The following is a 26,932-nucleotide window of genomic DNA, read 5'->3' on the forward strand; positions in this document are numbered from 1 at the left end:
GCGAGGCGTTATGATACCTGGTGAAATGTGTATCGCCGAGGGCGATATCGAGCTTAACACCGACCGCGATCGCGTGACGGTTACCGTCGCCAACCATGGCGACCGGCCGGTACAGGTGGGATCGCATTACCATTTTTTCGAAGTTAATCCGGCGCTGAAGTTCGATCGCGCGGCGGCGCGCGGGTTCAGGCTGGATATCGCCGCCGGCACGGCGGTGCGCTTCGAGCCGGGGCAGTCCCGGGACGTTACCCTGGTGGCCTATGCGGGCAAACGCGAAGTCTACGGCTTTCGCGGCGAGATCATGGGCAAGCTGGAGTCATCGTCATGAGCAAAATTTCCCGCCGCGCCTACGCGGAAATGTTCGGCCCCACGGTGGGCGACCGGCTGCGGCTGGCGGATACCGAGCTGTGGATCGAGGTGGAAAAGGACTTTACCCTGTATGGCGAAGAGGTAAAGTTCGGCGGCGGCAAAGTGATCCGCGATGGCATGGGGCAGGGGCAGATGACGTCGGCGTTTTGTGTCGATCTGGTGCTGACCAACGCCCTGATTATCGATCACTGGGGTATCGTTAAAGCGGATATCGGCGTCAAGGACGGACGGATCGTCGGCATCGGCAAGGCGGGCAATCCGGACATCCAGCCCGGGGTGACCATCCCCATCGGCCCCGGCACTGAAGTGGTGGCGGCGGAGGGCAAAATCGTCACCGCCGGCGGTATCGACGCGCATATTCATTTTATCTGCCCGCAGCAGGTGGAAGAAGCCATCTGCGCCGGCGTAACGACCATGATCGGCGGCGGCACCGGGCCCGCGGCGGGCACCAACGCCACCACCTGCACCCCCGGTCCCTGGTATCTGGCGCGCATGCTGCAGGCGGCGGAAACCCTGCCGGTCAATATCGGTTTTACCGGTAAGGGCAACGCGTCGCAGCCGGCAGCGCTGGCCGAACAGGTGGAAGCCGGGGCCATCGGCCTGAAGCTGCATGAGGACTGGGGCACCACGCCGGCGGCCATCGATTGCTGCCTGGGCGTGGCGGATAAGTATGATGTGCAGGTGGCTATCCATACCGACACCCTGAACGAAGCGGGATTTGTCGAGGATACGCTGGCCGCCATCGGCGATCGCACCATCCATACCTATCATACCGAAGGGGCGGGGGGCGGCCATGCGCCGGATATCATCAAGGTGTGCGGCCACGCGAACATCCTGCCCTCATCCACCAACCCCACCATGCCTTATACGGTGAACACCATCGACGAGCATCTGGATATGCTGATGGTCTGCCACCATCTTGACGCCGGCATCGCCGAGGACGTGGCGTTCGCCGAATCGCGCATCCGGCGTGAAACCATCGCCGCCGAGGATATCCTGCACGATTTGGGCGCCTTCTCCATGCTGTCGTCCGACTCGCAGGCGATGGGCCGGGTGGGCGAGGTGATCCTGCGCACCTGGCAGGCGGCGCATAAAATGAAGGTGCAGCGCGGCCCGCTCGCGCCGGACGGTGAGCGCAACGACAATTTCAGGGTCAAGCGCTATATCGCCAAATACACCATCAACCCGGCCATCACCCACGGCATATCCCATGAGGTCGGCTCCATCGAGCGCGGCAAGCTGGCGGATCTGGTGCTGTGGTCGCCGGCGTTTTTCGGCGTCAAGCCGGCGCTTATCATTAAGGGCGGCATGATCGCCATGGCGCCGATGGGCGATGCCAACGCGTCGATTCCCACGCCGCAGCCGGTCCACTACCGCCCGATGTTCGGCGCGCTCGGCGGCGCGCGCCACGCCACGCGCATGACGTTTTTGTCCCAGGCGGCGTACGGCAACGGCCTGGCCGGCCGGCTGGGCCTGCAAAGCCTGCTGGGCGAGGTCAGGCACTGCCGCCACGTCAGGAAGGCCGATATGATCCATAATCATTGGCAGCCCACCATCGAGGTGGACGCGCAGACCTATCAGGTCCGGGCCGACGGCGAACTCCTGACCTGCGAGCCCGCCGATATCTTACCGATGGCGCAGCGCTATTTTCTTTTTTAACCGAGTCGGGAATCAGGATGATTGTTTTAACGAAACACCTTGATAAGGCTTTGGCGGCTACCGCCACCGTGACGCTGGATCTGGATACACGCATCAAGAGCCGGGCCCAGGTGCGTCTGGACGACGGCCGCGAGGCCGGCCTGCTGTTGCCGCGCGGGCAGGTGATCCGCGGCGGGGACGTGCTTGCCACCGAAGACGGCGGCGAAGTCGTGCGGGTGATTGCCGCGCCTGAAACCGTCTCCACGGTGTATGCGCGCGATACGCTGCTGCTGGCGCGGGTCTGCTATCACCTGGGCAACCGCCATGTGCCGTTGCAGATCGAGCGCGATTGGGTGCGCTATCAGCACGATCATGTGCTGGACGCCATGGTGATGGGATTGGGCGCGGCGGTCAGGACCGAGCAGGCGGCGTTCGAACCCGAGGCCGGGGCGTACCAGAGCGCGCCCCATGGCCATCATCATCCGCACTGATATGCTGGAGCAAACCGCGCTGCTGCGCCTGATGCAGCTTATCAGCCCCAGCCTGCCGGTGGGCGGCTTTACCTATTCGCAGGGGCTGGAATGGGCGGTGGAGGCGGGCTGGGTTATGTCAGGCGACGCCTTTGCCGACTGGCAGCGGCAGATTATCGCCGACACCTTAGGCGGCCTGGACTGGCCGGTATTGATCCGCCTGTACCGGGCCTGCGCGGCGGATGACAGCGGGCAGTTTGCCCGCTGGAGCGATTTTCTGCTGGCCGCGCGCGAGACCTGCGAGCTCAGGCGCGAAGAACAGCAGCGGGGCCAGGCGTTAAGCCGGCTGATCCTGGAATGGCCGGACCTGCCGCTGGACGGCGCATGGCTGCCGGCGCTGCGCCAGAGCCAATTGGCGGGTATGGCCTGGCTGGGCTGGCAATGGGCGATTCCTCTGGAGGCGCTGGCCATGGGCTACGGCTACAGCGTGCTGGAAAGCGGCGTCATGGCGGGGCTGAAGCTGGTGCCGTTCGGCCAGCAGAAGGCGCAAAGCCTGTTACGTGAGCTGTCCGCGCTGCTGCCGGCGGCATTCGCCCGCGCCGGGCGGCTGGATGACGATGCGCTGGGCGGCAGTTTTCCGCTGCAGGCCATTGCGTCGTCCCGCCATGAAACCCAGTATTCACGCCTGTTTCGTTCCTGATGATGTCATTATCGGGCGCAAGCGGCGGACGCTTCGCTCCCTGGCCTGGGCACGGGACGGGCCATGGGACGATGCGCTATTTTGCGATGTTATCCGGGAGTTAAGATGCAAGAATATAAACAACCCTTACGCGTCGGCGTCGGCGGTCCGGTGGGTTCCGGCAAGACCGCGCTGCTGGAGGTGCTGTGTAAATCGCTGCGCGATCGCTACCAACTGGCGGTGGTGACCAACGATATTTATACCAGGGAGGATCAGCGCATCCTCACCGAGGCGGGCGCGCTGGCGGCCGATCGCATCGTCGGTGTGGAAACCGGCGGCTGCCCGCATACCGCCATTCGCGAGGATGCGTCCATGAACCTGGCGGCGGTGGAGGATCTGGCGCGCAAATTCGGCAATCTGGACATTATTTTCATCGAAAGCGGCGGCGATAACCTGAGCGCGACCTTCAGTCCGGAGCTGGCCGATCTGACCGTTTACGTGATTGACGTGGCGGAAGGGGAGAAGATCCCGCGCAAAGGCGGGCCGGGCATTACCAAATCCGATTTCCTGGTGATCAATAAAATCGATCTGGCGCCCTACGTCGGCGCCTCGCTGGAGGTGATGGAGCGCGATACCAACCGGATGCGGCCAGCGCGCCCATGGGCGTTCACCAACCTGAAAACCGGCGACGGCCTGGATACGCTCATCGCCTTTATCATCCGCCAGGGCCTGCTGGAAACCGACGGCGGGTTGCCGCGCTAAGCCGCCTGCCAGGCGCTAAGGCCGCCGCCCGGCTTCAGGCGATGAACTGGCGCTGCGCCCAGCGCGCCAGTCCGGCGGTGACCGAGCCGAAATCATCGCCGCCGGCGATCGGAATGTCCGGCAGGCTGCGCTCAAGCGCCTGGCGCAACAGCGGCGAGCGGGCGCTGCCGCCGGTGAGATAGACCACATCCGGCCGCGGCGCGGCGCCCTGCGCCAGCACGTCGTCCACCTGTTGCCGGATCCGGCCCAGCGGCGCCCTGATGGCCTCCTCCAGTTCCGCCTGGCAGATGGGCACCTGCATGCCGGGGCGGATAAACTCCAGGCCCGCCCGGGTCGCCGGTTCGCTGGACAGGGCGATTTTGCTCTCTTCCGCGCTCTTCACCAGGCGATAGCTTAACCGCTGCCGGTAGACCTGCAGTAAGGCGCCGACGCGTTCGGGATCGGCGGCGTCGCGGATCAGTTCACGCAGGAACCGGCCGTTATTGCTGCTGTAAAAATCACCCTGCGCCGGGATATCGTTAATCGCCACCGCCTGCCAGAACGGCAGGGCGGGCAGCGCCAGGCCTTTTTCCGTCATGCCGCCCAGGCCCAGCTCCGGCATCAGCGATTTAAACGCGAGCATGATATCCAGATCGTTGCCGCCGACGCGGCAGCCGCTGTGCCCCAGCAGGCTTTGCCGGCGATCCCGCTGCTTCAGCCATTCCGGCCCCATCAGCAGCAGCGAGCAGTCGGTGGTGCCGCCGCCGATATCCACCACCAGGACAATTTTTTCCCGATCGAGGGTGGCTTCGAAATCCAGCCCCGCGGCCACCGGCTCGAACTGGAAGTCGATATCGGTAAACCCGGCGCGTGAGGCGGCCCGCTGCAAAATATCCTGGGCCTGACGGTTGGCTTCCTCGCCGCCGGTGCCCTGGAAATTGACCGGCCGGCCAATCATGGCCTGGGTAATGGGCGTGGACAAGGCCGCCTCGGCCTGGCGTTTGATATAACGCATCATGGCGCAGACCAGATCCTCGAACAGCGCAATCTGCTGCGGCTTGAGACCGTTGGCGCCCAGGAAGGATTTAGGCGATTTGACGAAATAAACCTCTTCGGGATCGGCAATATAATTTGCCAGCGCCTGCCTACCGAACTGCAGGCTTTGCTCCGTCAGGACGATATCTTCTTCCCGGTTGGCGTTAATCGCCCGGCGCAGCAGCCGTTGATTTTCATCACTGCCGGTGGGCACCTGCCAGAACTGATGCAGGTATTCGCTGACAGCCTCGCGCGTCGGCGCGCAAAGCATAGAGGCCATATAGGGCGACGCGCCGTCCAGCGGCAATAAGCGCGGCCGGTCGCCGTCCATCACCGCGACCGAGCAGTTCGCGGTACCGTAGTCAAAACCAATAAACATCGCTGCCTCCCCATGCCGATGAGGCGGGGAACTTTACAGCAATGTCGGGGAGCAGGCAACGGCGCGCGACGATTATTGAACAGTGAAATAGCCTTTATTCAATAGGGTGGACAGCGGCAGGCTCTGGCCTACGGTTTCGCCGGCGGCGAAATCGACGCCGATGGCGGCAAGGGCGGCGAGCGTGGCGGGCTGGTTGGCGGGACCGGCCAGGGAGCGCGCCCGCAGGCGATGGATATGGCCGTGGATCACCCTGACCATAATATCGTCCATCTGGCTGCAATGAACATTGGCGATAAACGGGTCAGGCAGCCTGATGTAATCGATATGCCCCGCTTTCAGCTTGTTAAACGCGCCTAAATCGGCGCCGAACTGATTAAGCATGATGGGGTAGCCGTACTGGCGCAATCGGTCCGCGGCCAGCCCGGCGGCGGGATAAGCGGCCATGAAATCCCCGCCGTCGAGACTGATAATCAGCCGGCGCGCGTTCAGTAAAGGATGGCGCTCGCCGAGAGACAGCAGCTCATCCATCATGTCTGCGTCGGCCAGCCCTGCCATGGACAGGGGGAGTACCAGGCAAATCCCCTGGGCGGCGATGGCGGCGCCATGGACGGTGAAGATCTGACCTAGCAGCCAGCGATCCACCGCCAGCGATAAATGACGCGCCCGCGCCGCGCGCATAAAGTCTTCCTGGCTGACCAGTAATGCGTCCCGGCCCTGGATGACGAAACTTATCAGGTAGAAACCCACCTCAAGTCTGGCATCGGGCGGCGCGACCGCCTCGATCTGCACGTGGAGACTCTCGTTATCCATCATATCAAGCAGCCGCTCGCGGCTCAGGATATCCTGTGTTACCGACGCGGGGCCGGCGGGATCCTGCCGCGCCTCGTATAACAATACCTGGCCGCGGCCGCTATGTTTTGCCGCATAGCAGGCGCTGTCGGCCTGGGCCATGACTTCCTTGGCATCGCAATTATCCGCCGATATCAGCGTGACGCCGGCGCTGCCGCCGATACGGAATAATTGCTCCTGCCAATAAAAGCGGTAGGCGTTAACCGCATCGATGACGCGCTGGGCCAGACCCTGCGCCTCGGGTAAGGGACAATCGGTGAGGAGCAGGCCGAACTCGTCGCCGCCGAGTCGCGCCAGGCAATCATACTGCCGGATATTGTCCTGCATCAGCAGGCCGAGCTCCAGCAGCAAGGCGTCGCCCGCCGCGTGTCCGGCCGTGTCGTTAATCTGCTTGAACCGGTCCAGATCGATAAAGACCAGGGCGTGACGGCGTTTTTCGCGCGTTGCCGTCAGGAGCGCGGCATCAAGATGCTGTTTGAAACTGGCCCGGTTCGGCAGGCCGGTCAAGACATCATGGGACGCATTGTAACTGAGCTGCAACAGCAACTGGCGCGACTCGCTGACATCCTTGATAACCAGCACCGCGCCCAGGATTTCCCCCTTCAGGTTCTTGAGCGGCGTGGCGCTGTAATGAATATCGAACAGCGTGCCTTTGCGGTTGTTGAGCACCAGATCCTGGCGCAGGGTCAACCCCTCGTGGGGCCCGGCATTGACATCGTCCATCGACATGCCCACCCGCGGGCCATCGACGCCGAGGCTGATATGCATAATGCTGTCGATATGCCGGCCATGGGCTTTCTCCTGGCGCCAGCCGGTCATCTTTTCCGCCACCGGGTTCATGAAATTGACGCGCATCCCCTGGTCTACGGAAATCACCGCGTCGCCGATGGAATCGAGGGTAATATGCAGCCGTTCCTTTTCCTCGTGCAGGGCCTCCCGGAGGCGGACCTCGCTGGTCATATCCAGATTGACGCCCAGCATGCGCACCACCCGGTCGTTCTCATCCATCAGCATATTGGCGTAGGCGCGGATATGGCGGATTTCCCCGCCGGGATGGCGAATGCGGAATGCCAGCAGGAACGGCTTATTTTCCTCCAGGGATTCGTTCAGGGTTTGCAGGGCCAAAGGCCGGTCTTCATCGATAATGCGCGCCAGCCAATAGTCATAGCTGACGGTTTCGCCGGATTGCATGGCGTAAATTTCCATCATGCGCTTATCCCAGCTCATGATTTTCGCCTCGACATCCCACTCCCAGATACCGACGCCGCCCGCCTCGTTGGCCAGGGTAATGCGCTCCATCAGGCGCTGGTTGATAATATTGTTGTGTTTGATTTCGCTGATATCTTCTATTTGGGAAATAAAATAGAGCGGCTTGCTCTTCTGGTCGCGCACCACGGATACCGCCAGCAGCGCCCAGACAATTTCCCCATCGCCGCGGATATAGCGTTTTTCCAGCGTATAGCTATCAATATGGCCGTTAACCAGATCGTTGAGTTGGATAAGATCGGAACTGAGATCGGCCGGATAGGTGATCTCCTGGAAACTGAGCTTCTTCAGTTCGGCGGCCTCATAGCCGAGGAACCGGCACAGCGCTTTATTCACCTGCATCCAGGTGCCTTCCAGCGAGACCAAGGCCATGCCGATGGCGGAATACTCCATGGCGTTGCGAAAACGGGTCTCGCTTTGCATGATATGGCCGCGTTCCAGGCGAAAGGCGTACATGACCATGGCCATCGCATTGGCGGGGATCAGGATCATCAACAGCGGTATATGCAATAAAATGGCGAGGTGATTGCTGGTGGGTAAACCCACCTTGATAAACCCGGAACCCAGCGTAATGAATAATGCCAGGGTGATGACTAAAAACAGGCCGAAGGCCTCAAAACGCGGCAAGCGTATGGCGCCCATCAGCAGCGGCAGAATAATAATGGTAAAGGGGAAGGGTAAAAACCGCAGGGCAAAATAGCTGATGACCAGCGTCAGCAGGATCATCAGCAGCAGTTCCAGCCAGGACCGCTGTTTTAGCATCAGCGGCAGCGTCTGGTGCCGGCAGAGCATGCCCACCGGCGTCAGCGCCAGGATGCCGATGGCCTCGGCGGTAAACCACTGCGGCGCGAACGCCATGAAACCGATATGGGCGGGCGCGGCAAGGAAACCCGCGGCCAGCGCGCCGAGAAAGGGGATCAGGAGCACCGCAATCAGGAAAAACGTCATCCAGGGCACGATGCCGTCCAGCGGATCGAGGGGATCTAACGTCCATTTCAGCAGCCAGGCGCCGCAGGCGGCCTCGGCAAAGGAAATGCCGATCAGGGGCAATGCGGCCGGCATATCCTCCGCCATCAGCCTATGGGCGGCAATGACCGCCAGTGCGCAGCACAGTATCATCGCCGGCCAGCGGCGCCACGGGCAGGAAAACAGCACCGACAGCATAACGGCGGTGACAAGCCATAAGGGGGACAAGGGTTCGGCGTAATGATTGAGGCGCAGGCAAGCCATGGACAAGATGAAAACCAGCAACGCTACCGCCGCAATAAATATCCCTGTTTTTTTAACCTTATAAGCGGAAGCTGCGTCGTTGGCATGCATAATAGAATCCTAGGCTTTCGTATAGTTAGAATAGTCCAGAAACCGCATAAAAGTGTGTTTTGGCCGTTTATACATAAGCAAAGGACATAATAGGTCTGGTGGTCTGCGCCTTGCACCGCACCGAGGTCAGAAAAAGGGCGTATTAATGCATTAAAAACAGCGTCGCCAGCCCGAGAAAAATAAAAAAACCGCCGGTGTCGGTCACGGCGGTAATCATCACGCTTGATCCCACCGCCGGATCCTGGCCGAAGCGTACCATGGTGAGCGGAATCAGCACCCCCATCAATGACGCCAGCACCAGGTTAAGCAGCATGGCCAGCATCATGACGCCGCCAAGGCCCGCGTCGCGATAGAGCAGCCAGGTGACGATGCCCATAATGCCGCCCCAGACCAGGCCGTTGATCAACGCCACGCCCAATTCCCGCAGCAGTAAAAACACCGCGTTGCCTTTTTCCAACTGATGCAGCGCCAGCGCGCGGACAATCATGGTGATGGTTTGATTACCGGTATTGCCGCCGATGCCGGCGACGATGGGCATCAGGGCCGCCAGCGACACCAGTTGCGATATCGTGCCTTCAAACAGTCCGATCACCCTGGAGGCGATAAACGCGGTGCACAGGTTGACCGCCAGCCACGCCCAGCGGGTGCGCACCGTTTTGCTCACCGGGGCGAAAATATCCTCGGCGGGGCTTAAACCGCCCAGGTTACGCAGGTTGCTGTCGTTTTCCTCAAAAAACAGATCGACCATATGTTCGATGCTCAGCCTGCCCATCAGCTTGCCTTTGACATCGACTACCGGCGCGGTAATCAAATCGTAACGTTCAAACGCGCCGGCCGCGTCCTCCGCCCGATCTTCCGGATGAAAGGTAGTGGGATTGGGATCCATGACCTCAAGGACCTTTTTCTGCAGCGGCTTAAGCAGCAGCGTGGACAGCGCCAGTTCCCCCACCAGCAGATTGTGGCGATCGACGACAAAGAGTTTATCGGTATTGGCCGGCAGCGTTTTGCGTAAGCGCAGGTAGCGTTGCACCGTGGCGAGCGTTACGTCGGGACGAATCGCCGCCAGTTCGAAATCCATATGATGGCCAACGCTATCCCGGTCAAAATTCATCATTGCCCGTACCTGGGCGCGCTGGTGCGGTTCCAGGGACGTCAGCATGCGGCCGACCAGATCCCGCGGCAGATAGCGGGCCAGGTAGGCCTGCTCGTCGACATCCAGCGGCCTGATGGCATTGAGGATATCGCGGTTGCTCATTCCGGCGATCAGGCTTTCCCAGACGCTTTCGGAGGCTTCCACCAGCGTTTTGCCGCGCTTATCGTTGCCCACCAGCCGCCAGAGCGCCAGCCGCTCATCATGGGGCAGGCTTTCCAGCAAATCCGCCAGATCCGCCGCGTGCAGGTGCCGTTGAATCGCCACCAGCCGGCCGGTCTGGTCGGAAATGAGCTGGGGAGCGACCGAGGTATCGCGCGCCGGCCTTCCCAGGATGCTGTCGACCAGCGCCCGGTTGGACAGCAGTAAACCCAGTACCTGACGGCGCAGGCCGGTCAGTTCCAGGGAGTGTTGTTTGATGGCGGGCATAGCGTGCGTTCCCCGTGTTTGACTATGGGCTGCGGGCGGATAAATCGGTTACCGTCGCAAGCAGTATAGATAGCACAGCGGGGCGCGGGAAGGATCGGACGCGATAAAAGCGACGGGGAAAACGGTCGCGGCGCAGCGGATTGCGCGGGCCTGTGCCGGAACAGCTTACAGCCGGCTACACGCGGACGGCGGCGGGGGCGGGATTAATCGTCGTGGCTATTGTCGACATTGATGATCTGGCCGGCCGGTTCCGACAGGGTATCCTGGTGATGGTCCCAGGCGCCAAGTGTGGCGAAGATCAGACGGGCGAATAAAAAAATAAAGCTGATAAACAGGATCCAGCGAGTCATTCGCACCGAGGTTCGTCGTCTGCGCATAGGATAGGCCAACTTCACTAAAGGGGTCCTTTCAAGGTTATGGGATAACGGCATCGGTTGTCATTATAACCGCATTGGGGAAGCGATTGTATGATCTCCGGACGCTTTTCAGTCATAGGAATGTTATACATCCATGTCAAACCGCACACAAGCCGCACATGAGCCTGGGGCGGTAACAATGGCCTGGGGGCGTAAGCCATAGCGCGCCATGGCCCCCTACGCCGGGAGCCTCTGCGCGCCGCGGTTAACTCACCGCCTCGGCTTCCTCGGTGATATCAAGGCGCCAGCCGGGAACTTCCGCCCAGTATGCTTGCTCCCGTTCCAGATCCAGCTGCACCAGATTGTTCTGGGCGAAAAAACCGGCCGGGAACACCAGCGTCCAATGATGCTCGTGGGTCAGCAGCCGCAGCTGCGTCGGCGAGGTGGCCTGGCGCTGGTTATTCAGCAATACGGCCAGCCGCAGTAACTGCAGGCAGGGCAGAAAATGCTTTTTCTTGAACAGCGTCAGGCGCGGCATGTCGTCGAGCTTGATGCCCTTGCGGTGAAAACGCACCAATGTCGCCAGCAACAGCTGCTGTTCCTGGTTAAATCCCGGCATATTGGTCTGCTGCAATATATAGGCCGAATGACGCTGCAAACCGCTATGGTTAATACCCAGGCCCACTTCATGCAACTGCGCGGCCCAGATCAACAGCGCTTCCAGCTGCGGGTTTTGCAAATCCTCGTTCTGCCGGCACCATTGCTGATACAGATGGTCGGTGGTGTCGCAGACGCGTTTGGCCTGATCGCTGTCGATATTGTAGTGTTCCGCCAGGCTTCTGGCGGTGCGCGAGCGAATATCCTGATGCCGGAAGCGGCCTTCCATCTCATACAGCACCCCTTCGCGCAGGGCGCAGTCGGAAAGCTGTAATTCACTGATGGCCAGGGCATCCACCACGCCGCACAGAATCGCCAGGCCGGGCACGAACACGCTCTTTCGCTCCTCGGACAGTCCCGGCAGGTTCAGGGCGCTGAAATTTTTAAACTTCATGATTTTGTCATGCAGCAGTTGCAAACGCTCAGGCGTAATGGCGCCGTCCTTTTCGCCCAGCGCCAGCAGCACTTCACAGGCCGCCTTGATGGTGCCGGACGCGCCCAGGGCCACCTGCCAGCCGAGAATGCGGTATTGCCAGGCCAGGGTTTCCACTTTTTGCGCCGCCGCGAGGCGGGCCCGTCGGAAATGCGCGGGGCTGATGACGCCGCCGGGGAAAAACAAATTGCCGAAACTCACGCACCCCATCCTGCGGCTTTCCACCAGGATAGGCTCGAAATTTTCGCCAATCACCAGCTCAGTCGAGCCGCCGCCGATATCAATCACCAGCTTGCGGCCTTTTTCGGATTGGGTATGCTCCACGCCCATAAAAATCAGCCGCGCTTCCTCATGGCCGGAAATAATTTCAATCGGGTAAGGGATCACCTGCGCCGCCAGGGTGAGAAACTTTTCGGCATTCACCGCCTCGCGCAGGGCATGGGTGCCGACAATGGTCACCCGCAGCGGGGAAAACCCCTGCAGGCGCTCGGCAAACAGCGCCAGGCAGTTTATCCCGCGCTCTATGGCCTCGTCGCTTAACACATTATTGGCATCCAGCCCGTCGGCCAGGTGCACCCGCTGCTTTAGCCGGCTCAGCACTTGCAACGCGCCGTTGACCACCCGGGCGACCACCATATGGAAGCTGTTCGATCCCAGATCGATGGCCGCGAATTCTTCGGGTTTGGGCGTGGTTAAGTTATTTAATGGCATACGTCAGGCCTGATCTCCGGATTGCTCAAGTCGCTTAATATAATCATAGATGGCTATCTGCGCACGTACCTTACGACGATTGCCGCGCGGGACATAGCGATTACTGAGGGCGGCATCAATATAGCGCGCTTTTACCGTATCGCTGAACAGTAATGCCAGAATATCCAGAACCTGCTGCTTGAGGCGCGGGTCCAGCAGCGCCACCGCCACTTCGATACGGTAATCGATATTGCGGGTCATCCAGTCGGCGGAGGAGAGGAATACCTTTTTATCACCGCCGTTTTCAAAGACATAGACCCGATCGTGCTCCAGGTACCGATCGACGATGCTGGTTACCTGGATATTGTCGCTGATGCCCGGCAGGTTGGGGATCAGCGAGCACATGCTGCGCACCAGGATACGGATGCGCACCCCCACGCCGGAGGCCGCGTACAGCCGGTCGATAAGCCCCTGATCCACCAGGTTGTTAATTTTAAGCGTAATGCCCGAGGCAAGCCCGGCCTGGGCATTGGCGATTTCCTGATCGATCATCTGGTACAGCATATGGCGCGAATTCTGGGGCGATACCATCAGATAATCGAAGCTGACCGGACGATAAGGATTTTCGATAAAATTAAACACCCGCCGCACTTCGTTGGTAATGCGCGGGTCGGCGGTAATCAGAGAATAATCGGTGTAGAGGCGAGCGGTTTTTTCATTGAAGTTGCCGGTGCCGATATGCGCATAGCGCATGATCTCCTCGCCTTCCATGCGCGATATCAGGAACAGCTTGGCGTGGATCTTAAGCCCCGGGGCGGAGAAAATCACATGGACGCCGGCCTCGGTCAGCCGTTTTGCCCAGTGGATATTGGCTTCTTCATCAAAGCGCGCCTGCAACTCCACCACCACGGTGACTTTTTTGCCGTTATGGGCGGCATGGATCATGGCGTCGATAATGCGCGAATCTTTCGCCACCCGGTAAATATTGATTTTAATCGACAGCACGTTGGGGTCGAAGGACGCCTGGCGCAACAACTCCAGGACGTGCTCGAAGGTATGATAAGGGTAATACAGCAATATATCCCGTTCCCGGATGGCGTCGAATCCGTTGCGGAAGTGTTCGAACCACGTATGGCGCAGGCGCGGCAACGGTTTATTCACCAGGTTGGCCTTGCCGACGTTGGGGAAGGTAATAAAATCCTTGAAATTATGGTAACGGCCGCCCGGGATGACCGAGTCATAGGATGAAATACCCAGCTTATCCTTGAGCATTTCCACCATGCTGTTGGGCATATCGCGCTGGTAGACAAACCGTACCGGCTCCGCGGTCAGGCGCTGCTTAAGGCTTGACGACATCAGCTCCAGCAGGCTCGACTCCATTTCCGTGACCAGGTCATACTCCGCGTCACGGGTCATTTTCATGGAGTACGCGTTCAGGGTATCGTAGTCAAAAAAGCCGATAAAAATATCGTCAAGGCAATAGCGCAGGATATTATCAAGCAAAATCATCGGTTTGCGCCGGCGTGGCGGCTCGGCGGGCAGATTGATAAAACGCGGCACTTTATCGGCCGGAATTTCCAGCAGGGCGTAGTTGGTCTCCTGGCCGCGGATAATCTCCACCGCCAGATAGGTATAGTCATCCTTCAGGAATTGCACCAGATTCGTGTCATGCTGGATGAGGATCGGCGTAATATGCTGGCGCAGCTGCTGTTTGAAATATACGCGCAGCCACTCCTGCTGATTGGGGGATAATTGCCGTTCGTTAATCAGGAATATCTGGTTGCGCGCCATTTCCAGCAGCAGATCGTTATAGAGATTATCGAACTCCTGCTCGGCATTGAGCACCTTGGCCTGGATTTTATTGAGCAGATGGCGCGATGTTACCTTGGATCCTTGTTCTTCGCTTATCAGGATGCGCCGTTTTAATTCCGCGAACCTGACTTTATAAAACTCGTCCAGGTTGTTGGAATAAATGCCTAAAAACCGCATACGCTCAATGAGCGGATTGGATTTGTCCGCGGCTTCCTGCAAAACACGTTCATTAAACGATAACCAACTCAGTTCTTTTTCGCTGTAAAGCTTTTCCTGACCCATTGCCACTCCGTTAATTTGTTCAGGAAGGGGGGATCCTGTATTAAGAGTATTATCGCCCCCACGGGAGCAAAGTCCATCAGAACAACCTTCTTAAGATTGTCATCTTAATATCTTACAGGCAACATAGGCTTCCTTAATCAGTACCGACCATAGGGTTGACTCTATATAACAGAGGAATATGACAATAAAACGGCTATCCAATACGAAAACCGCCGCCTACCGTCGATGGAGCGACCGCGTGACGCGCGGCCTCGTCAGCGGCGGCGGGGCATTGGTGCTGTTAACGCTGTTGGTCATGTTTTTTTATCTGCTGTACGCGGTATTGCCGCTGTTTCGTTCCCCCTCGGTCACGCCGCTTGGCGCCGTCCCCTGGAGTCAGGCGGTAAGGGATCAGGCGGCCGCGCCGCCGGACGGCGCTGGCGTGGCCGCCATTCAGGCCATGGGTATCGACGCCTCCCTGTCCAGCGCTTATGTTATTGATGGGCGCGGGCAGGGACATCTGCTGCCGCGGCGCGGCGCGGCGCCGTCCGCGGCCGGCCTGATGGCGGATTTTGCCGGACTGGCGGCCGCCAGCGGCGGCCAGCCGCTGTACCTGCTGCTTGACCGCCGCGGCAACGCCCGTCTGGCGCAGCCGAACGGCCGCGCCGCCGCGCTCTCCTGGGTATTTCCGTTCGGGGAAAACCCGCTGCCGTTAAGCGGCGACGGCCAGCCGCTGCGTCATGCGGCGCTGGCGCAGCCGGCGGAAAAGCAGGCGGTCATGGCGGCGCAGCTGGCATCCGGCCGGATTCTGGTCGCCCGCCTGGGGCCAGCCGGCTTGACGCGTAGCGAACTGACCCCGGACGACGGCACCGTCGATGAGGTGCTGCTGTCGCCGGACGGCCGCCTGCTGTATCTGCTGGCCGGAAACCTGCTGAGCATCTACCGGCTCAGCGATGACGGTCAAATCCAGCTGCGCCAGCGGCAGGCGCTGGCGCCCGCGGGCCCGGCGCAGGTGACCCTGCTGCCCGCGGACGGCTCCCTGCTGGTGCGCGCTGCCGGCCAGCGGCTCGCCCTGTGGTTCGATGTCAGCGACGATAACGGACATCATTTGGCGCGCATTCGGGAATTTGCCGCCCCGCTGCCGCCCGGCGCGCAGATCCTGGCGTCGGCGCAGCGCGCGGTGTTCGGCGTGCTGGCCCCGGACGGTACGTTCTCCCTGTTCAGCGCCCGCCAGGAGGCCCCCCTGCTGCAGACGCGTTTGGCGCCCGCCCTGCGCGCGGTATTCAGTCCGATAATCGGTGAGTCCGGCCCCGGCCCCGGCGGCGGGGCGGATGAGGCGATCGTCACCCTGGATGCCGGCGGCTGGCGCATCTGGCGGCTCGATACCGCCTTCCCCGATATCAGCTGGCGCACGCTGACGCAAAAAATAGCCTATCACCACTATCCCGCGCCGGCCTGGGTTTGGCAATCCACCGCCGCCGGCGGCCTGGACGGCGGCAAATTCAGCCTGGTGCCGCTGCTGGCCGGCACCCTGAAGGCCGCCGGTTACGCCATGCTGTTCGCCACCCCGCTGGCGCTGGCGGCGGCAATGTATACCGCCTGGTTTATGGCGCCGGCGCTGCGGCGGTGGATCAAGCCGGCCATGGAAATCATGGGGGCGGTGCCAAGCGTCGTTATCGGCCTGATCGCCGCTCTGTGGCTGGCGCCCTACTATAGCCGGGTGCTGAGCGGCATTTTGCTGCTGCCGCTCTTGCTGCCGCTGGCGATACTGGCGACCGGCTGGGGGGTCAGCCGGTTGCCCGCCCGCCTCGGCGCCCGGTTTTCCGCGGGCTGGGACTGTCTGCTGCTGCTGCCCGTGGTGGCGCTGGTGGTTTGGCTGGCGTGCCGCCTTTCGCCCTGGATCGATGCGGCGTTGTTCGGCCAGCCCCTGTCGGGTTGGCTGGGAGACGATTTTAACCCGCTGAACGCGCTGGTGGTCGGCACCGCCATGGGTTTCGCCCTGGTGCCGGTGATGTTTTCTCTGGCGGAGGACGCGCTGTTCAACGTGCCGGCGCGGTTGATCCAGGGATCGCTGGCGCTGGGCGCAACCCCCTGGCAAACGCTGCTGGGGGTCACCCTGCCGTCCGCCGGCGCCGGCCTGTTTTCGGCGTTTATCCTGGGACTCGGACGCGCCACCGGCGAGACGATGATCGTGCTGATGGCCAGCGGCAACATGGCGCGCGTGGACGGCAACGTGTTCCAGGGCCTGCGCGCGCTGGCGGCCAATATCGCCATCGAGATACCCGAGGCGTCGCTTAACAGCGGGCACTATCGGTTATTGCTGCTGACAGCCCTGGTGCTGTTTATCTTTACGTTCCTGATAAACACCCTGGCCGAAGCGCTGCGCCTGCGCCTGCGCGCCCATTACCGCCAACAGGACGGGGAGACGGGATGAAGCACTGGTTCCAATCCGGCCGCCCATGGGTCTGGCTGACGGCCGGTTCGGTCAGCGTCAGCCTGCTGGCCATGCTGATGCTGGTGGCGTTGCTCAGCCTGCAGGGCATGCGCCTGTTCTGGCCGCAGCCGGTGTATCAATTGCAATTGGAGACGGCGTCCGGCCAGCCGGACACGTGGATCGGCGAAATCTACGCCGAAAAACGCGCCGCGCCGCCCGGCGGCGAGGGGGATAAATTTTATATTATCCGCACCGGCGGCGCCTCAGCCGCCCGGGATTTTTATCGGGTGCGGGCGGATCGGGTGGTGGCGCGCTCCCGCCCGCCGGATCTGGTGGTGCTGGAACGCAGCGGCTATGGCAGGGAGTATGGTTTCCTGCAGGGCATGACCGAGGACGGGCAACCCCTGACCGCCGACGATATGCCGCGGGCGCTGCAACAGCGGCTGGCGTCAATGGCCACGCAGCGCCGGCTGGCCGCGGGACTGCGCGCCAGGATGCAGGCCGACCTTGGCCAGCGCGCCGAACGGTTAGCCGCCCGGCGGCAGCAATGGGAAAAAGACGGGCTATGGACGCCGCTCAACCAGGCGCTGTACCGCGCCGGCCAGGGTGAGCTCGAACACCAGGCGCAGAGTCTCTCCCGCCAGGCGGCGGATATTAATAAAGAGATGGACCGCGATCGGGTGCTGCTGCGTGACGCCCGGGGCGCCACCCGCGAGATACCGCTGCGGGAAATCGAGCGCGCCTGGTATCCCAACGCAATGGGATTTATGGCAAAAGTCAGGCTTTGGGCCACGCAGATCGGTCATTTTGTCGCCCGCGACGCCAATGACTATCCGGCGCAGGCCGGGGTTTTCCCGGCCATTGTCGGCACGCTGCTGCTGGTGATGCTGATGTCGGTGATGGTGATGCCGCTCGGGGTGATGGCGGCGGTGTATCTGCATGAATATGCCAAGTCCGGCTGGCTGACCCGGCTAATCCGTATTGCGGTGGGCAACCTGGCGGGGGTGCCCTCTATTGTGTATGGCGTGTTCGGCCTGGGCTTTTTTGTCTATGTGCTTGGCGGTACGCTGGACCAACTGTTTTATGCCGATGCGTTGCCCAATCCGACCTTCGGCACCCCCGGGCTGCTGTGGGCCGCGCTGACGCTGGCCCTGCTGACGTTGCCGGTGGTGATCGTCGCCACCGAGGAAGGCCTGGCGCGCATTCCGCCGTCGCTGCGCCATGGGTCGCTGGCGCTGGGGGCCACCCGGGCGGAAACGCTGTGGCGCGTCGTGCTGCCGGGCGCGGCCCCGGCGATGATCACCGGGCTTATCCTGGCGGTGGCGCGGGCGGCGGGCGAGACCGCGCCGTTGATGCTGGTCGGGGTCATTAAATCCGCGCCGCTGCTGCCGCTGGACGGGGTGTTTCCCTATCTGCACGCCGAGCGGAAATTTATGCATCTGGGCTTCCAGATTTACGATATGGCGCTGCAAAGTCCCGATAGCGACGCGGCGGGTCCTTTGGTCTTCGCCACGGCGCTGTTGCTGGTGGTGATCGTGGTGGGGCTGAACCTGGCGGCCATCGGCCTGCGTCACCGCCTGCGGGAAAAATACCGCGCGCTGGCGCTTTAATGGAGTGTGATTTATGTCCCTGCTAACCCCCGATCTCTTTGCGCAGATGCCGGATGTCCAGCGCTTTACCCCGCAGCAGACTGTCCTGGAGACCGAGCATCTTAGCGTCTCCTACGGCGGACGCACGGTGCTTGAGGATATCACCCTGCGCATCCCGCGCCAGCGTATTACAGCGCTGATCGGTCCCTCCGGCTGCGGCAAATCGACCTTGCTGCGCTGTTTTAACCGCATGAACGATTTGAACGATGATTGCCGCGTCGAAGGCGCGGTGCGCCTGGCGGGGCGGGATGTCAACGACGCGCGGCAGGATGTGGTGGCGCTCCGGCGGCGGGTGGGCATGGTGTTCCAGCGGCCCAATCCCTTTCCGAAATCCATCTACGATAACGTGGTATACGGCCTGCGCCTGCTGGGCATTCGCGACCGGCGGGTGCTGGACGACGCGGCCGAGCAGGCGCTGCGCGCGGCGGCGCTATGGCATGAAGTAAAAGATCGGCTGAAGGAGAATGCGTTCCGCTTGTCCAACGGCCAGCAGCAGCGGCTGGTCATCGCCAGGGCGATAGCCATTGAACCGGAAGTATTGCTGCTGGATGAACCGACCTCGGCGCTTGATCCCATCACCACGCTGACCATCGAGGAACTGATGATTTCGCTGAAAGCGCATTTCACCCTGGTGCTGGTGACCCACAATATGCAGCAGGCCGCGCGGGTATCGGATTATACCGCCTTTATCCATCAGGGCAGGCTGGTGGAATACGCCGGCACCGATCGGCTGTTCACCTCGCCCGCGCAGCGTAAGACCGAAGAATATATTACCGGCCGCCTGCGCTAATTCGCCTGGCGATGTTACCGGCGAAGGGCGTCGGCGCCCAGTGAACGTCCTTACCGGCCGGGCGCCGTGGCTGCCGCCGGCGTTATGGCGCGGCGCGGCGGCGTTTATTCCGCCGCGTATCCCGCCGGCGGCAGGGGCGCGCCGTCCAGCCAGGCGGCGCCTTCCCGCAGCGCAAGCCGGCCGTCCAGCAGCCAGCTTATCACCAGTGGGTAGATGTCATGCTCCTGGGTTTTAATCCGGGCGATCAGGTCGGCCTCGGTGTCCCCGGGGAAGACCGGCACTTTCGCCTGCAGGATGACCGGGCCGCCGTCCAGCTGTTCCGTCACGAAATGCACCGAGGTGCCGTGTTCGCGATCGCCGTTGGCCAACGCCTGGCGATGGGTATGCAGGCCCGGATACAAGGGAAGCAGGGAAGGGTGGATATTCAGCATCCGTCCCGCGTAATGGCTGACAAAGTCCGGCGACAGGATGCGCATATAACCGGCCAGGATCACCGCGTCCGGCTGATAGCGGTCGATGGCCTCGCATAGGGCGCGGTCGAAGGACGCACGGTCGGGATAGTCGCCGGGCAGCAGCGCGCGGGCGGGCACATCGGCGCGGGCGGCGCGCCTGAGTCCTAACGCGTCGGCCCGGTTGCTGAAGACCGCCGCGACCCGCGCCGGCATTCTTTCCTGCCGGCAGGCATCGATCACCGCCTGCAGATTGCTGCCCTCGCCCGAGATCAGCACCACCAGCTTTTTCATTAACGGATAATAACCCGTTCGCCGCCGGCCAGCGTCTGGATCTCGCCCAGCTTCCAGGCGGTCTCGCCCAGGCCGGTCAGCAACGACAGCGCCCGATCGGCGCTGTGCGCAGGCACCACGACAATCATGCCGACGCCGCAGTTAAAGGTGCGGTACATTTCATGGCGGCTGACGTTGCCGGCCTGCTGCAGCCAGCCGAATACCGCCGGCCATTGCCAACTGCCCTCGTCGATGACCGCCTGCGTGTCCGCCGGCAATACCCGGGGGATGTTTTCCCAAAAACCGCCGCCGGTGAGGTGGGCGATGGCGTGGATCTCGGTTTGCGCGATAAGCTCCAGCAGCGCCTTAACATAAATGCGCGTCGGCTCAAGCAGGTGATCGGCCAGGGGCTTGCCGTCCAGTTGGGTGGTGAGCGGGTCGGTCTGGCTGAACTCAAGGATCTTACGCACCAGGGAATACCCGTTGGAGTGCGGGCCGCTTGAGGCCAGGGCCAGCAGAGTATCACCGGCCTGTACCTTGCTGCCGTCGATGATTTCCGATTTTTCCACCACGCCGACGCAAAAACCCGCCACGTCATAATCCTCGCCATGATACATGCCGGGCATTTCCGCCGTTTCGCCGCCGACCAGGGCGCAGCCGGACTGTTTACAGCCTTCGGCAATGCCGGTAATCACCGCCGCCGCGGTATCCACATCCAGTTTGCCGGTGGCGAAATAGTCCAGGAAGAACAGCGGCTCGGCGCCCTGCACCACCAGATCGTTGACACACATCGCCACCAGATCGATGCCGATGGTATCGTGACGTTTTAAATCCATCGCCAGACGCAGCTTGGTGCCGACGCCGTCGGTGCCGGATACCAGGATGGGTTCGCGGTATTTCTGCGGCAGGGCGCATAGCGCGCCGAACCCACCCAGCCCGCCCATGACTTCCGGACGTTTTGTCTGTTTCACCACACCTTTGATGCGGTCTACTAAGGCGTTGCCGGCATCAATATCCACGCCTGCGTCTTTATAGCTGAGAGAGGTTTTATCGGTCACTGCAAGATCCCCACGGAGATGGTATGTTGGCTTGTATTCTGGCGCAGGCAATTCTAACAGCGTGGGCAATCGTTTGCGAGTGGTGATGTCAAACGCCCTCCCGGCTTTTGTTGTCCAGCCTTTATTTCGCTTAACGGTTGATCAGGATCAGCTATTTTCGTATGGCGCAGTAAATAAAAGGGGTTATAATCTCGCGATTTTTTTGCGCAATTAATGCTACTTGGGGAGAATAATGATGAAGATCGTTGAGGTAAAGCACCCGCTTGTGAAACATAAATTAGGTTTGATGCGTGAAAATGATATCAGCACCAAGCGTTTTCGTGAATTGGCCTCTGAAGTGGGAAGTTTACTGACCTACGTAGCAACCGCCGATCTGGAAACTGAAAAGGTCACCATCGAGGGATGGTGCGGTCCGGTGGAAATTGAACAAATCAAGGGCAAGAAGATCACCGTGGTGCCTATCCTGCGCGCGGGCCTGGGCATGATGGACGGCGTGCTGGAGAACGTGCCCAGCGCGCGTATCAGCGTGGTCGGCATGTATCGTGATGAAACCACCCTGGAGCCGGTGCCTTATTTCCAGAAGCTGGCCTCGAGCATCGACGAGCGCATGGCGCTGGTGGTCGACCCGATGCTGGCCACCGGCGGCTCGATGATCGCCACCATCGACCTACTGAAGAAGGCCGGCTGCAAGAGTATCAAGATATTGGTCCTGGTGGCGGCGCCCGAAGGTATCGCGGCGCTGGAAAAAGCCCATCCCGATGTCGAGCTGTATACCGCGGCCATCGACAAGGGGCTTAACGAGCACGGCTACATTATGCCGGGCCTCGGCGATGCGGGCGATAAACTCTTTGGCACCAAATAAAATCAAGCCGGCCGGCAGGCCGGCTTTTTTTTGCTTCTCACTTTAAGGAAACTCAACATGACCCGTCGCGCCATCGGTGTTGATGAACGCCCGCCGCTACTGCAAACCATCCCGCTCAGCTTTCAGCATCTGTTCGCCATGTTCGGCGCCACGGTGCTGGTGCCGATTTTATTTAAAATCAATCCGGCCACCGTCCTGCTGTTTAACGGTATCGGCACCTTGCTGTACCTGTTTATCTGCAAAGGCAAGATCCCGGCGTACCTGGGTTCCAGTTTTGCCTTTATATCGCCGGTGCTGTTGTTGCTGCCGCTGGGCTATGAAGCGGCGCTGGGCGGTTTTATCGCCTGCGGCGCGCTGTTTTGCGTGGTGGCGCTGATCGTCAAGGTCGCCGGTATCGGCTGGATTGACGTGGTGTTTCCGCCGGCCGCCATGGGCGCCATCGTCTCGGTAATCGGCCTGGAACTGGCCGGCGTCGCGGCCAATATGGCGGGGCTGCTGCCGACGGAAGGCGCGCCGGTGGCGAGTTCCACCATTATTATTTCCCTGGTGACCCTGGGTGTTACCGTGCTGGGATCGGTGCTGTTTCGCGGCTTCCTGGCCATTATCCCGATCCTGATCGGGGTGCTGGTGGGCTACGCGCTGGCCTGGGCGATGGGCGTGGTGGATTTATCCCCGGTCGCCGCCGCCCATTGGTTCGCGCTGCCGACCTTTTATACGCCGCGCTTTGAGTGGATCGGCATCCTGACCATCCTGCCGGCGGCGCTGGTGGTGATAGCCGAACACGTCGGCCACCTGGTGGTGACGGCCAATATCGTCAAAAAAGATCTGTTGCGCGATCCCGGCCTGCATCGCTCGCTGTTCGCCAACGGTTTTTCCACCATGCTGTCCGGATTTTTTGGATCGACGCCCAATACCACCTACGGCGAGAATATCGGCGTGATGGCCATTACCAAGGTCTACAGTACCTGGGTTATCGGCGGCGCGGCTATCCTCGCCATCCTGCTTTCCTGCGTCGGCAAGCTGGCGGCGGCCATCCAGGCGGTGCCGGTGCCGGTAATGGGCGGCGTTTCCCTGCTGCTGTACGGGGTGATTGCCGCCTCGGGCATCCGGGTGCTGATCGAATCGAAGGTGGATTATAATAAACCGCAAAATCTGATCCTGACCTCGGTTATCCTTATCATCGGCGTCAGCGGCGCCAAAATTCATCTGGGCGCCGCCGAACTGAAAGGCATGGCGCTGGCCACCGTGGTGGGTATCGGCCTGAGCCTGCTGTTCCGGGTCATTACCCTGGTGCGCGGCGAAGAAGTGATTATCGAGGCGACCGAACTCCCGGCCCCCGAATCCGCCGAAAAATAACCTCGCGCCCACGGGTGTACGGATAACCCGCGGCCGGTGCCCGGCGGTGAAGCAATACGCCGCCGTGGCTATTCTATGATAAACTAGATCGGTTCCCGCCCGTATGCATAGAGGTCTTTCTGAACACGCCGGCACAGCTTTCCTTACCGCTTTATCTCCCCGACGATGAAACTTTCGCCAGCTTTTATCCGGGCGAAAATAGGTCGTTGCTGGCGGCGCTGCACAGCATGCTGGCGCAGGAACACGGCAGCTATCTTTACTTTTGGTCACGCAAGGGGGGAGGCCGCAGCCATCTGATGCACGCCGCCTGCGCCGAACTTTCCCAACGGGGGGAGGCGGTGGGGTATGTGCCGCTGGATAAGCGCACCTGGTTTGTGCCGGAGGTGATGGACGGCATGGAGCAACTGGCGCTGGTCACCATCGACAACATCGAATGCATCGTCGGCGACGAACCCTGGGAAATGGCCATTTTCAACCTGTACAACCGCATCCAGGAAACGGGCCGCACCCGGCTTATCATCAGCGGCAACTGTCCGCCGCGCCAGCTGAACCTGAATTTGCCCGATCTGGCCTCGCGCCTGGACTGGGGGCAGATTTACCGCCTGCAGGCCCTCTCCGATGAGGAAAAAGGGGCCGCGCTGCAGCTGCGGGCCCGGCTGCGCGGTTTTGAGCTGCCGGAAGATGTCAGCCGTTTTTTGCTCAAACGGCTGGAGCGGGATATGCGCACGCTGTCGCATACGCTCGATCAGCTCGATCACGCCTCCATTCGCGCGCAGCGCAAGCTGACCATTCCCTTCGTCAAAGATATCCTTAATCTGTAACGGCCGCGCGCCGGATAAGCAATGCACCGTGCCCGGCCCGGCGCAATGCTTATGACTTCTGGAAGGGTTTAAAGCGTTTTTGCATCTGGCGCAGCTGGTCGATGCGCGCGTCATAGCGCGCCTGCTGCAGGCTGCCGAGCTTAACCTGCGAGCTGGCGCTGCTTAACGCCCGCACCGCCTGATCCAGCTCGCCGTTCAGCGCCAGGCTTTCGGCGCGCGCCGCCAGTTCCTGATCGCGCAGTCCCTGGCCGGCGTTGGCCTGCGCCAGCAGGTCCCAGCCGTTGGTGTCGTCGGGATGATTAAAGGTGTAGCGGTTAAGCAAACGGCTGGCATCGGCAAAACGTTTCCCCTCCACATAGGCGTTCGCCAGGTTAAGCAGCAGCACCGGATTCGCGTTGTTGTCCTGGACCTTCACCAGCGCCTCCAGGCGGGTAATGGCCCGGGGAGCCTGCTGTTGCGCCAGATCGATATCGGTCATCAAATCCACGAACCAGATATTGGCCGGCTGTTTGGCCAGCAGGGGTTGCAGCGCCCTGCGGGCGTCGTCGTATTTTTTCGCCTGGTAGAACAGGATGGCCTGGCCGTACTCGGCGGCAAGCTGCTGGCGCGCGTTGCCTTTTTTCCAGGCGGCGATCAGATCGTCGTCCAGCACGATGCCGCCCGAGCCGTACATGCCGAGGATACGCGCCTTGGCCAGATAAAAATCCTGCGACGAATCGATGACCAGATGCTTCATCTGGTTCGCCCGGTTGCGGATGTCCGACAGGCGGCTCATCGGCAGGGGATGGGTGAGCAGCATTTCAGGCGGCGCGGTGGAGTAGCGCACCCGATCGGAAAGCTTTTGCAGAAAGTCCGGCATGGCCTGGGGATCAAACCCGGATCGTTGCAGCACCTGGATGCCGATACGATCCGCTTCCTGTTCGTTCGCCTGGGTGAAGCTGATCATGCCCTGCTGGGTGCCGGCGATGGTGCCGCTCAGGGCCGCCATGCCCATTTGCGGATTGGCCATGGTCAGTAATATCGACCCCAGGGCGCCGGCCCAGGTCAGGGGAGCGTTGCGCTTCTGGTCTTCCATCGCCCGCGCCAGATGGCGCTGGGTGACATGGGAAAGTTCATGGGCCAGCACCGAGGCCAGCTCGCTTTCATTGGCGGTATAGTAGAACAGGGCGGAATGCATCACCACATTGCCGCCGAAAAAGGCGAAGGCGTTCAGCTCATCGCTGTGGATCAGGAAAAAATGGAATGGCGTACGCACCGAATTGGCATGCGCCACCAGCACGCCGCCCAGATGATTGATGTAGGCGTTGAGGAGGGGATCGTTAATCAGCGGCGCGCCGCCCCGCATCTGGCGGACATAAAAATCCCCCATCTGCATTTCCTGGTCGATGCTGAGCGTGCTGCCGGCGGTGGTGCCCATATCCGGCAGCTGGTCCTGCAATTCGTCGGCCAGCACGGGCTGCCCGCCCGCGACCATGGCGGTCAACAGGCCGGCGACAAGACTTTTTTTCATCCATGTGTACATAAACTATCCAACCTTAACCTGGGTGATATCACTTGGACAGCCAGGGCCGGAAAGTGTTCTCACCGCTGGCGCGCCCGGTGTACGGGCACAGCGGACCCGGCGGAGCTACGCCTCCTGCAGATAAGCCAGCACGATGTCATGGTGGTTGCTGGTCTTGAAGTCGTCGAAGACTTTTTCAATCCTGCCGTCCAGTCCCACCAGGAAACTGATGCGATGGATGCCGTCGTAGGTTTTGCCCATAAACGATTTTTCGCCCCAGACGCCGAATTCCTCGGCCACCTGATGATCCGCATCGGACAATAAGGTGAAATTCAGCAGCTCTTTTTCGGCGAAGCGCGAGAGTTTCTCCGGTTTGTCGGTGCTGATGCCCAGCACTTCCACACCCGCTTTTTTCAGCTGGTCCATATTGTCGCGCAGTCCGCATGCCTGGACGGTACAACCGGGCGTCATGGCTTTGGGATAAAAGTAGACCAACACTTTTTGTCCCTGGAAGTCGGTCAGACTGACCTGTTCGCCGTCCTGATCGGGCAAACTAAATTTCGGTGCGGTATCTCCGGCTTTCAGTGGCATCATTAACATACTCCATCTTTCTCTTGATTCTGTGGATGATTCACAATGCTAATACTGCCTTGCGCATTCAGTTCTGTACAGAGCTGATGAAACCTATCTTCGATCTGTTCCACCGGCCAGCCGGAGGGACCGTGCGCGGTAATCTGGATATTCAGGCGCGGCGGCGCGTCGCCCCGCGCCGGCTGGGTCTTGGAGGCCAGCTCCGCGATATTCATGTGCTGGCTGTCGAACAGATCGGTAAAACGCTCGATTAAATGCGGCGAGTCCTGCACATCGACCTTGACCCAGACGGTATTCGGCGTCGCCTGCTGCTCGCCGGCGTTGGTGCGTTTCATGACAATCAGCAGGTCCAGCTCGGCGCCCTTGAGCGGCAGGGTGGATTCGATCAGGGTAATCGCATTCCAACTGCCCGACAACAGCATGATAAGCGTAAACTCTTCACCCAGCATGGCAAGACGGCTATCTTCAATATTGCATCCACAGCTGCTGACGTGACGGGTAATGGTATTGACGATACCGGGACGGTCGGTGCCAAGCGCAGTAATGACCAGATAGTGTTGTTGTGACTGTGGCAAAATGGTGCTTCCTGTCATGGCTGATGTGATTTACATGGT

21 protein-coding genes and 1 pseudogene are annotated in these 26,932 nt (G+C 60.8%); 11 read left to right on the forward strand and 11 right to left on the reverse strand.

Annotation, left to right across the window (positions count from 1 at the left end):
* The first annotated feature begins 10 nt into the window (after positions 1–10).
* The 5 genes from ACL2XG_RS23125 (at position 11) to ureG (ending at position 3,918) form a co-directional block, all read left to right on the forward strand.
* Positions 11–328 carry an urease subunit beta gene (locus tag ACL2XG_RS23125; protein WP_410014070.1) on the forward strand — a complete coding sequence of 106 codons (318 nt, stop codon included), beginning with the start codon at positions 11–13 and terminating at the stop codon, positions 326–328.
* Positions 325–2,028 carry an urease subunit alpha gene (gene ureC, locus ACL2XG_RS23130; RefSeq protein WP_410014071.1) on the forward strand — a complete coding sequence of 568 codons (1,704 nt, stop codon included), beginning with the start codon at positions 325–327 and terminating at the stop codon, positions 2,026–2,028. The genes ACL2XG_RS23125 and ureC overlap by 4 nt, the downstream gene beginning before the upstream one ends.
* 17 nt (positions 2,029–2,045) lie before the next feature.
* Complete coding sequence (gene ureE, locus ACL2XG_RS23135) at positions 2,046–2,498, forward strand: urease accessory protein UreE (RefSeq protein WP_413723402.1); 453 nt, start codon at positions 2,046–2,048, stop codon at positions 2,496–2,498.
* 1 nt (position 2,499) lies between these two features.
* Positions 2,500–3,177 carry an urease accessory protein UreF gene (locus ACL2XG_RS23140; protein WP_413723478.1) on the forward strand — a complete coding sequence of 226 codons (678 nt, stop codon included), beginning with the start codon at positions 2,500–2,502 and terminating at the stop codon, positions 3,175–3,177.
* Between the two features lie 105 nt (positions 3,178–3,282).
* Entirely contained in the window at positions 3,283–3,918 is a 636-nt protein-coding gene (gene ureG / locus ACL2XG_RS23145) for an urease accessory protein UreG (protein ID WP_413723401.1), read from the forward strand.
* Between the two features lie 34 nt (positions 3,919–3,952).
* On the opposite strand, the gene yegD is transcribed toward ureG, so the two are convergent.
* From yegD to ppk1, 6 genes and pseudogenes are all read right to left on the reverse strand, one after another.
* Entirely contained in the window at positions 3,953–5,311 is a 1,359-nt protein-coding gene (gene yegD / locus ACL2XG_RS23150; protein ID WP_413723400.1) for a molecular chaperone, read from the reverse strand.
* A 72-nt stretch (positions 5,312–5,383) separates the two neighbouring features.
* Entirely contained in the window at positions 5,384–8,746 is a 3,363-nt protein-coding gene (locus ACL2XG_RS23155; protein WP_413723399.1) for a diguanylate cyclase, read from the reverse strand.
* A 142-nt stretch (positions 8,747–8,888) separates the two neighbouring features.
* Positions 8,889–10,148: pseudogene (locus ACL2XG_RS23160) on the reverse strand (magnesium transporter); the annotation flags it as partial.
* A gap of 380 nt (positions 10,149–10,528) precedes the next feature.
* The gene (locus tag ACL2XG_RS23165) at positions 10,529–10,675 is read right to left on the reverse strand and encodes a YfgG family protein (RefSeq protein WP_410014076.1); all 147 of its coding nucleotides are present in this window, start codon (positions 10,673–10,675) and stop codon (positions 10,529–10,531) included.
* 271 nt (positions 10,676–10,946) lie between these two features.
* Positions 10,947–12,482, reverse strand: coding sequence for an exopolyphosphatase (ppx, locus tag ACL2XG_RS23170; protein WP_410014077.1), 1,536 nt, complete (start codon positions 12,480–12,482; stop codon positions 10,947–10,949).
* A 3-nt stretch (positions 12,483–12,485) separates the two neighbouring features.
* Positions 12,486–14,555, reverse strand: a complete 2,070-nt coding sequence (ppk1, locus tag ACL2XG_RS23175; protein WP_410014078.1) for a polyphosphate kinase 1 — start codon at positions 14,553–14,555, stop codon at positions 12,486–12,488.
* 178 nt (positions 14,556–14,733) lie between these two features.
* Here ppk1 and ACL2XG_RS23180 point away from each other — a divergent pair, with 178 nt between their 5' ends.
* The 3 genes from ACL2XG_RS23180 to pstB are packed head-to-tail and all read left to right on the forward strand — an operon-like array spanning position 14,734 to position 19,407.
* A complete protein-coding gene (locus ACL2XG_RS23180) occupies positions 14,734–16,968 on the forward strand; it encodes a phosphate ABC transporter permease (RefSeq protein ID WP_413723398.1) in 2,235 nt (744 codons plus the stop codon).
* Complete coding sequence (gene pstA, locus ACL2XG_RS23185) at positions 16,965–18,578, forward strand: phosphate ABC transporter permease PstA (RefSeq protein ID WP_413723397.1); 1,614 nt, start codon at positions 16,965–16,967, stop codon at positions 18,576–18,578. The genes ACL2XG_RS23180 and pstA overlap by 4 nt, the downstream gene beginning before the upstream one ends.
* A 13-nt stretch (positions 18,579–18,591) precedes the next feature.
* Entirely contained in the window at positions 18,592–19,407 is an 816-nt protein-coding gene (gene pstB, locus ACL2XG_RS23190) for a phosphate ABC transporter ATP-binding protein PstB (protein WP_410014081.1), read from the forward strand.
* A 104-nt stretch (positions 19,408–19,511) separates the two neighbouring features.
* On the opposite strand, the gene purN is transcribed toward pstB, so the two are convergent.
* Both purN and purM read right to left on the reverse strand, forming a co-directional pair.
* Positions 19,512–20,150, reverse strand: a complete 639-nt coding sequence (purN, locus tag ACL2XG_RS23195) for a phosphoribosylglycinamide formyltransferase (protein WP_413723396.1) — start codon at positions 20,148–20,150, stop codon at positions 19,512–19,514.
* Positions 20,150–21,187 carry a phosphoribosylformylglycinamidine cyclo-ligase gene (gene purM / locus ACL2XG_RS23200; protein WP_410014083.1) on the reverse strand — a complete coding sequence of 346 codons (1,038 nt, stop codon included), beginning with the start codon at positions 21,185–21,187 and terminating at the stop codon, positions 20,150–20,152. Before purM ends, purN begins: the two co-directional genes overlap by 1 nt.
* 235 nt (positions 21,188–21,422) lie before the next feature.
* On the opposite strand from purM, the gene upp reads away from it, so the two are divergent.
* From upp to hda, 3 genes are all read left to right on the forward strand, one after another.
* Entirely contained in the window at positions 21,423–22,049 is a 627-nt protein-coding gene (gene upp, locus ACL2XG_RS23205) for a uracil phosphoribosyltransferase (RefSeq protein WP_162368174.1), read from the forward strand.
* A 57-nt stretch (positions 22,050–22,106) separates the two neighbouring features.
* On the forward strand, positions 22,107–23,405 hold the full coding sequence (gene uraA, locus ACL2XG_RS23210) for a uracil permease (RefSeq protein ID WP_410014084.1): 1,299 nt from the start codon (positions 22,107–22,109) through the stop codon (positions 23,403–23,405).
* Between the two features lie 107 nt (positions 23,406–23,512).
* On the forward strand, positions 23,513–24,226 hold the full coding sequence (gene hda / locus ACL2XG_RS23215; RefSeq protein ID WP_410016754.1) for a DnaA inactivator Hda: 714 nt from the start codon (positions 23,513–23,515) through the stop codon (positions 24,224–24,226).
* Between the two features lie 49 nt (positions 24,227–24,275).
* On the opposite strand, the gene ACL2XG_RS23220 is transcribed toward hda, so the two are convergent.
* From ACL2XG_RS23220 to ACL2XG_RS23230, 3 genes are all read right to left on the reverse strand, one after another.
* Entirely contained in the window at positions 24,276–25,748 is a 1,473-nt protein-coding gene (locus ACL2XG_RS23220; protein WP_410014085.1) for a M48 family metalloprotease, read from the reverse strand.
* Positions 25,749–25,853: 105 nt separating this feature from the next.
* Positions 25,854–26,321, reverse strand: a complete 468-nt coding sequence (gene bcp / locus ACL2XG_RS23225) for a thioredoxin-dependent thiol peroxidase (RefSeq protein ID WP_410014086.1) — start codon at positions 26,319–26,321, stop codon at positions 25,854–25,856.
* Positions 26,321–26,911: a glycine cleavage system transcriptional repressor gene (locus ACL2XG_RS23230; protein WP_413723395.1), complete on the reverse strand. Its 591-nt coding sequence runs from the start codon at positions 26,909–26,911 to the stop codon at positions 26,321–26,323. Before ACL2XG_RS23230 ends, bcp begins: the two co-directional genes overlap by 1 nt.
* Between the last annotated feature and the right edge of the window lie 21 nt (positions 26,912–26,932).

This window comes from Sodalis sp. RH24, assembly GCF_047324145.1.
Lineage (GTDB): Bacteria > Pseudomonadota > Gammaproteobacteria > Enterobacterales > Enterobacteriaceae > Acerihabitans.

What these genes read in the sequence shown, in the direction of transcription:
- purN (WP_413723396.1), bottom strand. Translation starts at nt 20,150, where the DNA reads ATGAAAAAGCTGGTGGTGCTGATCTCGGGCGAGGGCAGCAATCTGCAG.
- uraA (WP_410014084.1), top strand. Translation starts at nt 22,107, where the DNA reads ATGACCCGTCGCGCCATCGGTGTTGATGAACGCCCGCCGCTACTGCAA.
- ACL2XG_RS23230 (WP_413723395.1), bottom strand. Translation starts at nt 26,911, where the DNA reads ATGACAGGAAGCACCATTTTGCCACAGTCACAACAACACTATCTGGTC.
- ACL2XG_RS23220 (WP_410014085.1), bottom strand. Translation starts at nt 25,748, where the DNA reads ATGTACACATGGATGAAAAAAAGTCTTGTCGCCGGCCTGTTGACCGCC.
- ppk1 (WP_410014078.1), bottom strand. Translation starts at nt 14,555, where the DNA reads ATGGGTCAGGAAAAGCTTTACAGCGAAAAAGAACTGAGTTGGTTATCG.
- ACL2XG_RS23155 (WP_413723399.1), bottom strand. Translation starts at nt 8,746, where the DNA reads ATGCATGCCAACGACGCAGCTTCCGCTTATAAGGTTAAAAAAACAGGG.
- pstB (WP_410014081.1), top strand. Translation starts at nt 18,592, where the DNA reads ATGTCCCTGCTAACCCCCGATCTCTTTGCGCAGATGCCGGATGTCCAG.
- ureE (WP_413723402.1), top strand. Translation starts at nt 2,046, where the DNA reads ATGATTGTTTTAACGAAACACCTTGATAAGGCTTTGGCGGCTACCGCC.
- ACL2XG_RS23140 (WP_413723478.1), top strand. Translation starts at nt 2,500, where the DNA reads ATGCTGGAGCAAACCGCGCTGCTGCGCCTGATGCAGCTTATCAGCCCC.
- bcp (WP_410014086.1), bottom strand. Translation starts at nt 26,321, where the DNA reads ATGATGCCACTGAAAGCCGGAGATACCGCACCGAAATTTAGTTTGCCC.
- ureC (WP_410014071.1), top strand. Translation starts at nt 325, where the DNA reads ATGAGCAAAATTTCCCGCCGCGCCTACGCGGAAATGTTCGGCCCCACG.
- yegD (WP_413723400.1), bottom strand. Translation starts at nt 5,311, where the DNA reads ATGTTTATTGGTTTTGACTACGGTACCGCGAACTGCTCGGTCGCGGTG.
- upp (WP_162368174.1), top strand. Translation starts at nt 21,423, where the DNA reads ATGAAGATCGTTGAGGTAAAGCACCCGCTTGTGAAACATAAATTAGGT.
- ureG (WP_413723401.1), top strand. Translation starts at nt 3,283, where the DNA reads ATGCAAGAATATAAACAACCCTTACGCGTCGGCGTCGGCGGTCCGGTG.
- ACL2XG_RS23125 (WP_410014070.1), top strand. Translation starts at nt 11, where the DNA reads ATGATACCTGGTGAAATGTGTATCGCCGAGGGCGATATCGAGCTTAAC.
- pstA (WP_413723397.1), top strand. Translation starts at nt 16,965, where the DNA reads ATGAAGCACTGGTTCCAATCCGGCCGCCCATGGGTCTGGCTGACGGCC.
- ACL2XG_RS23180 (WP_413723398.1), top strand. Translation starts at nt 14,734, where the DNA reads ATGACAATAAAACGGCTATCCAATACGAAAACCGCCGCCTACCGTCGA.
- ppx (WP_410014077.1), bottom strand. Translation starts at nt 12,482, where the DNA reads ATGCCATTAAATAACTTAACCACGCCCAAACCCGAAGAATTCGCGGCC.
- ACL2XG_RS23165 (WP_410014076.1), bottom strand. Translation starts at nt 10,675, where the DNA reads ATGACTCGCTGGATCCTGTTTATCAGCTTTATTTTTTTATTCGCCCGT.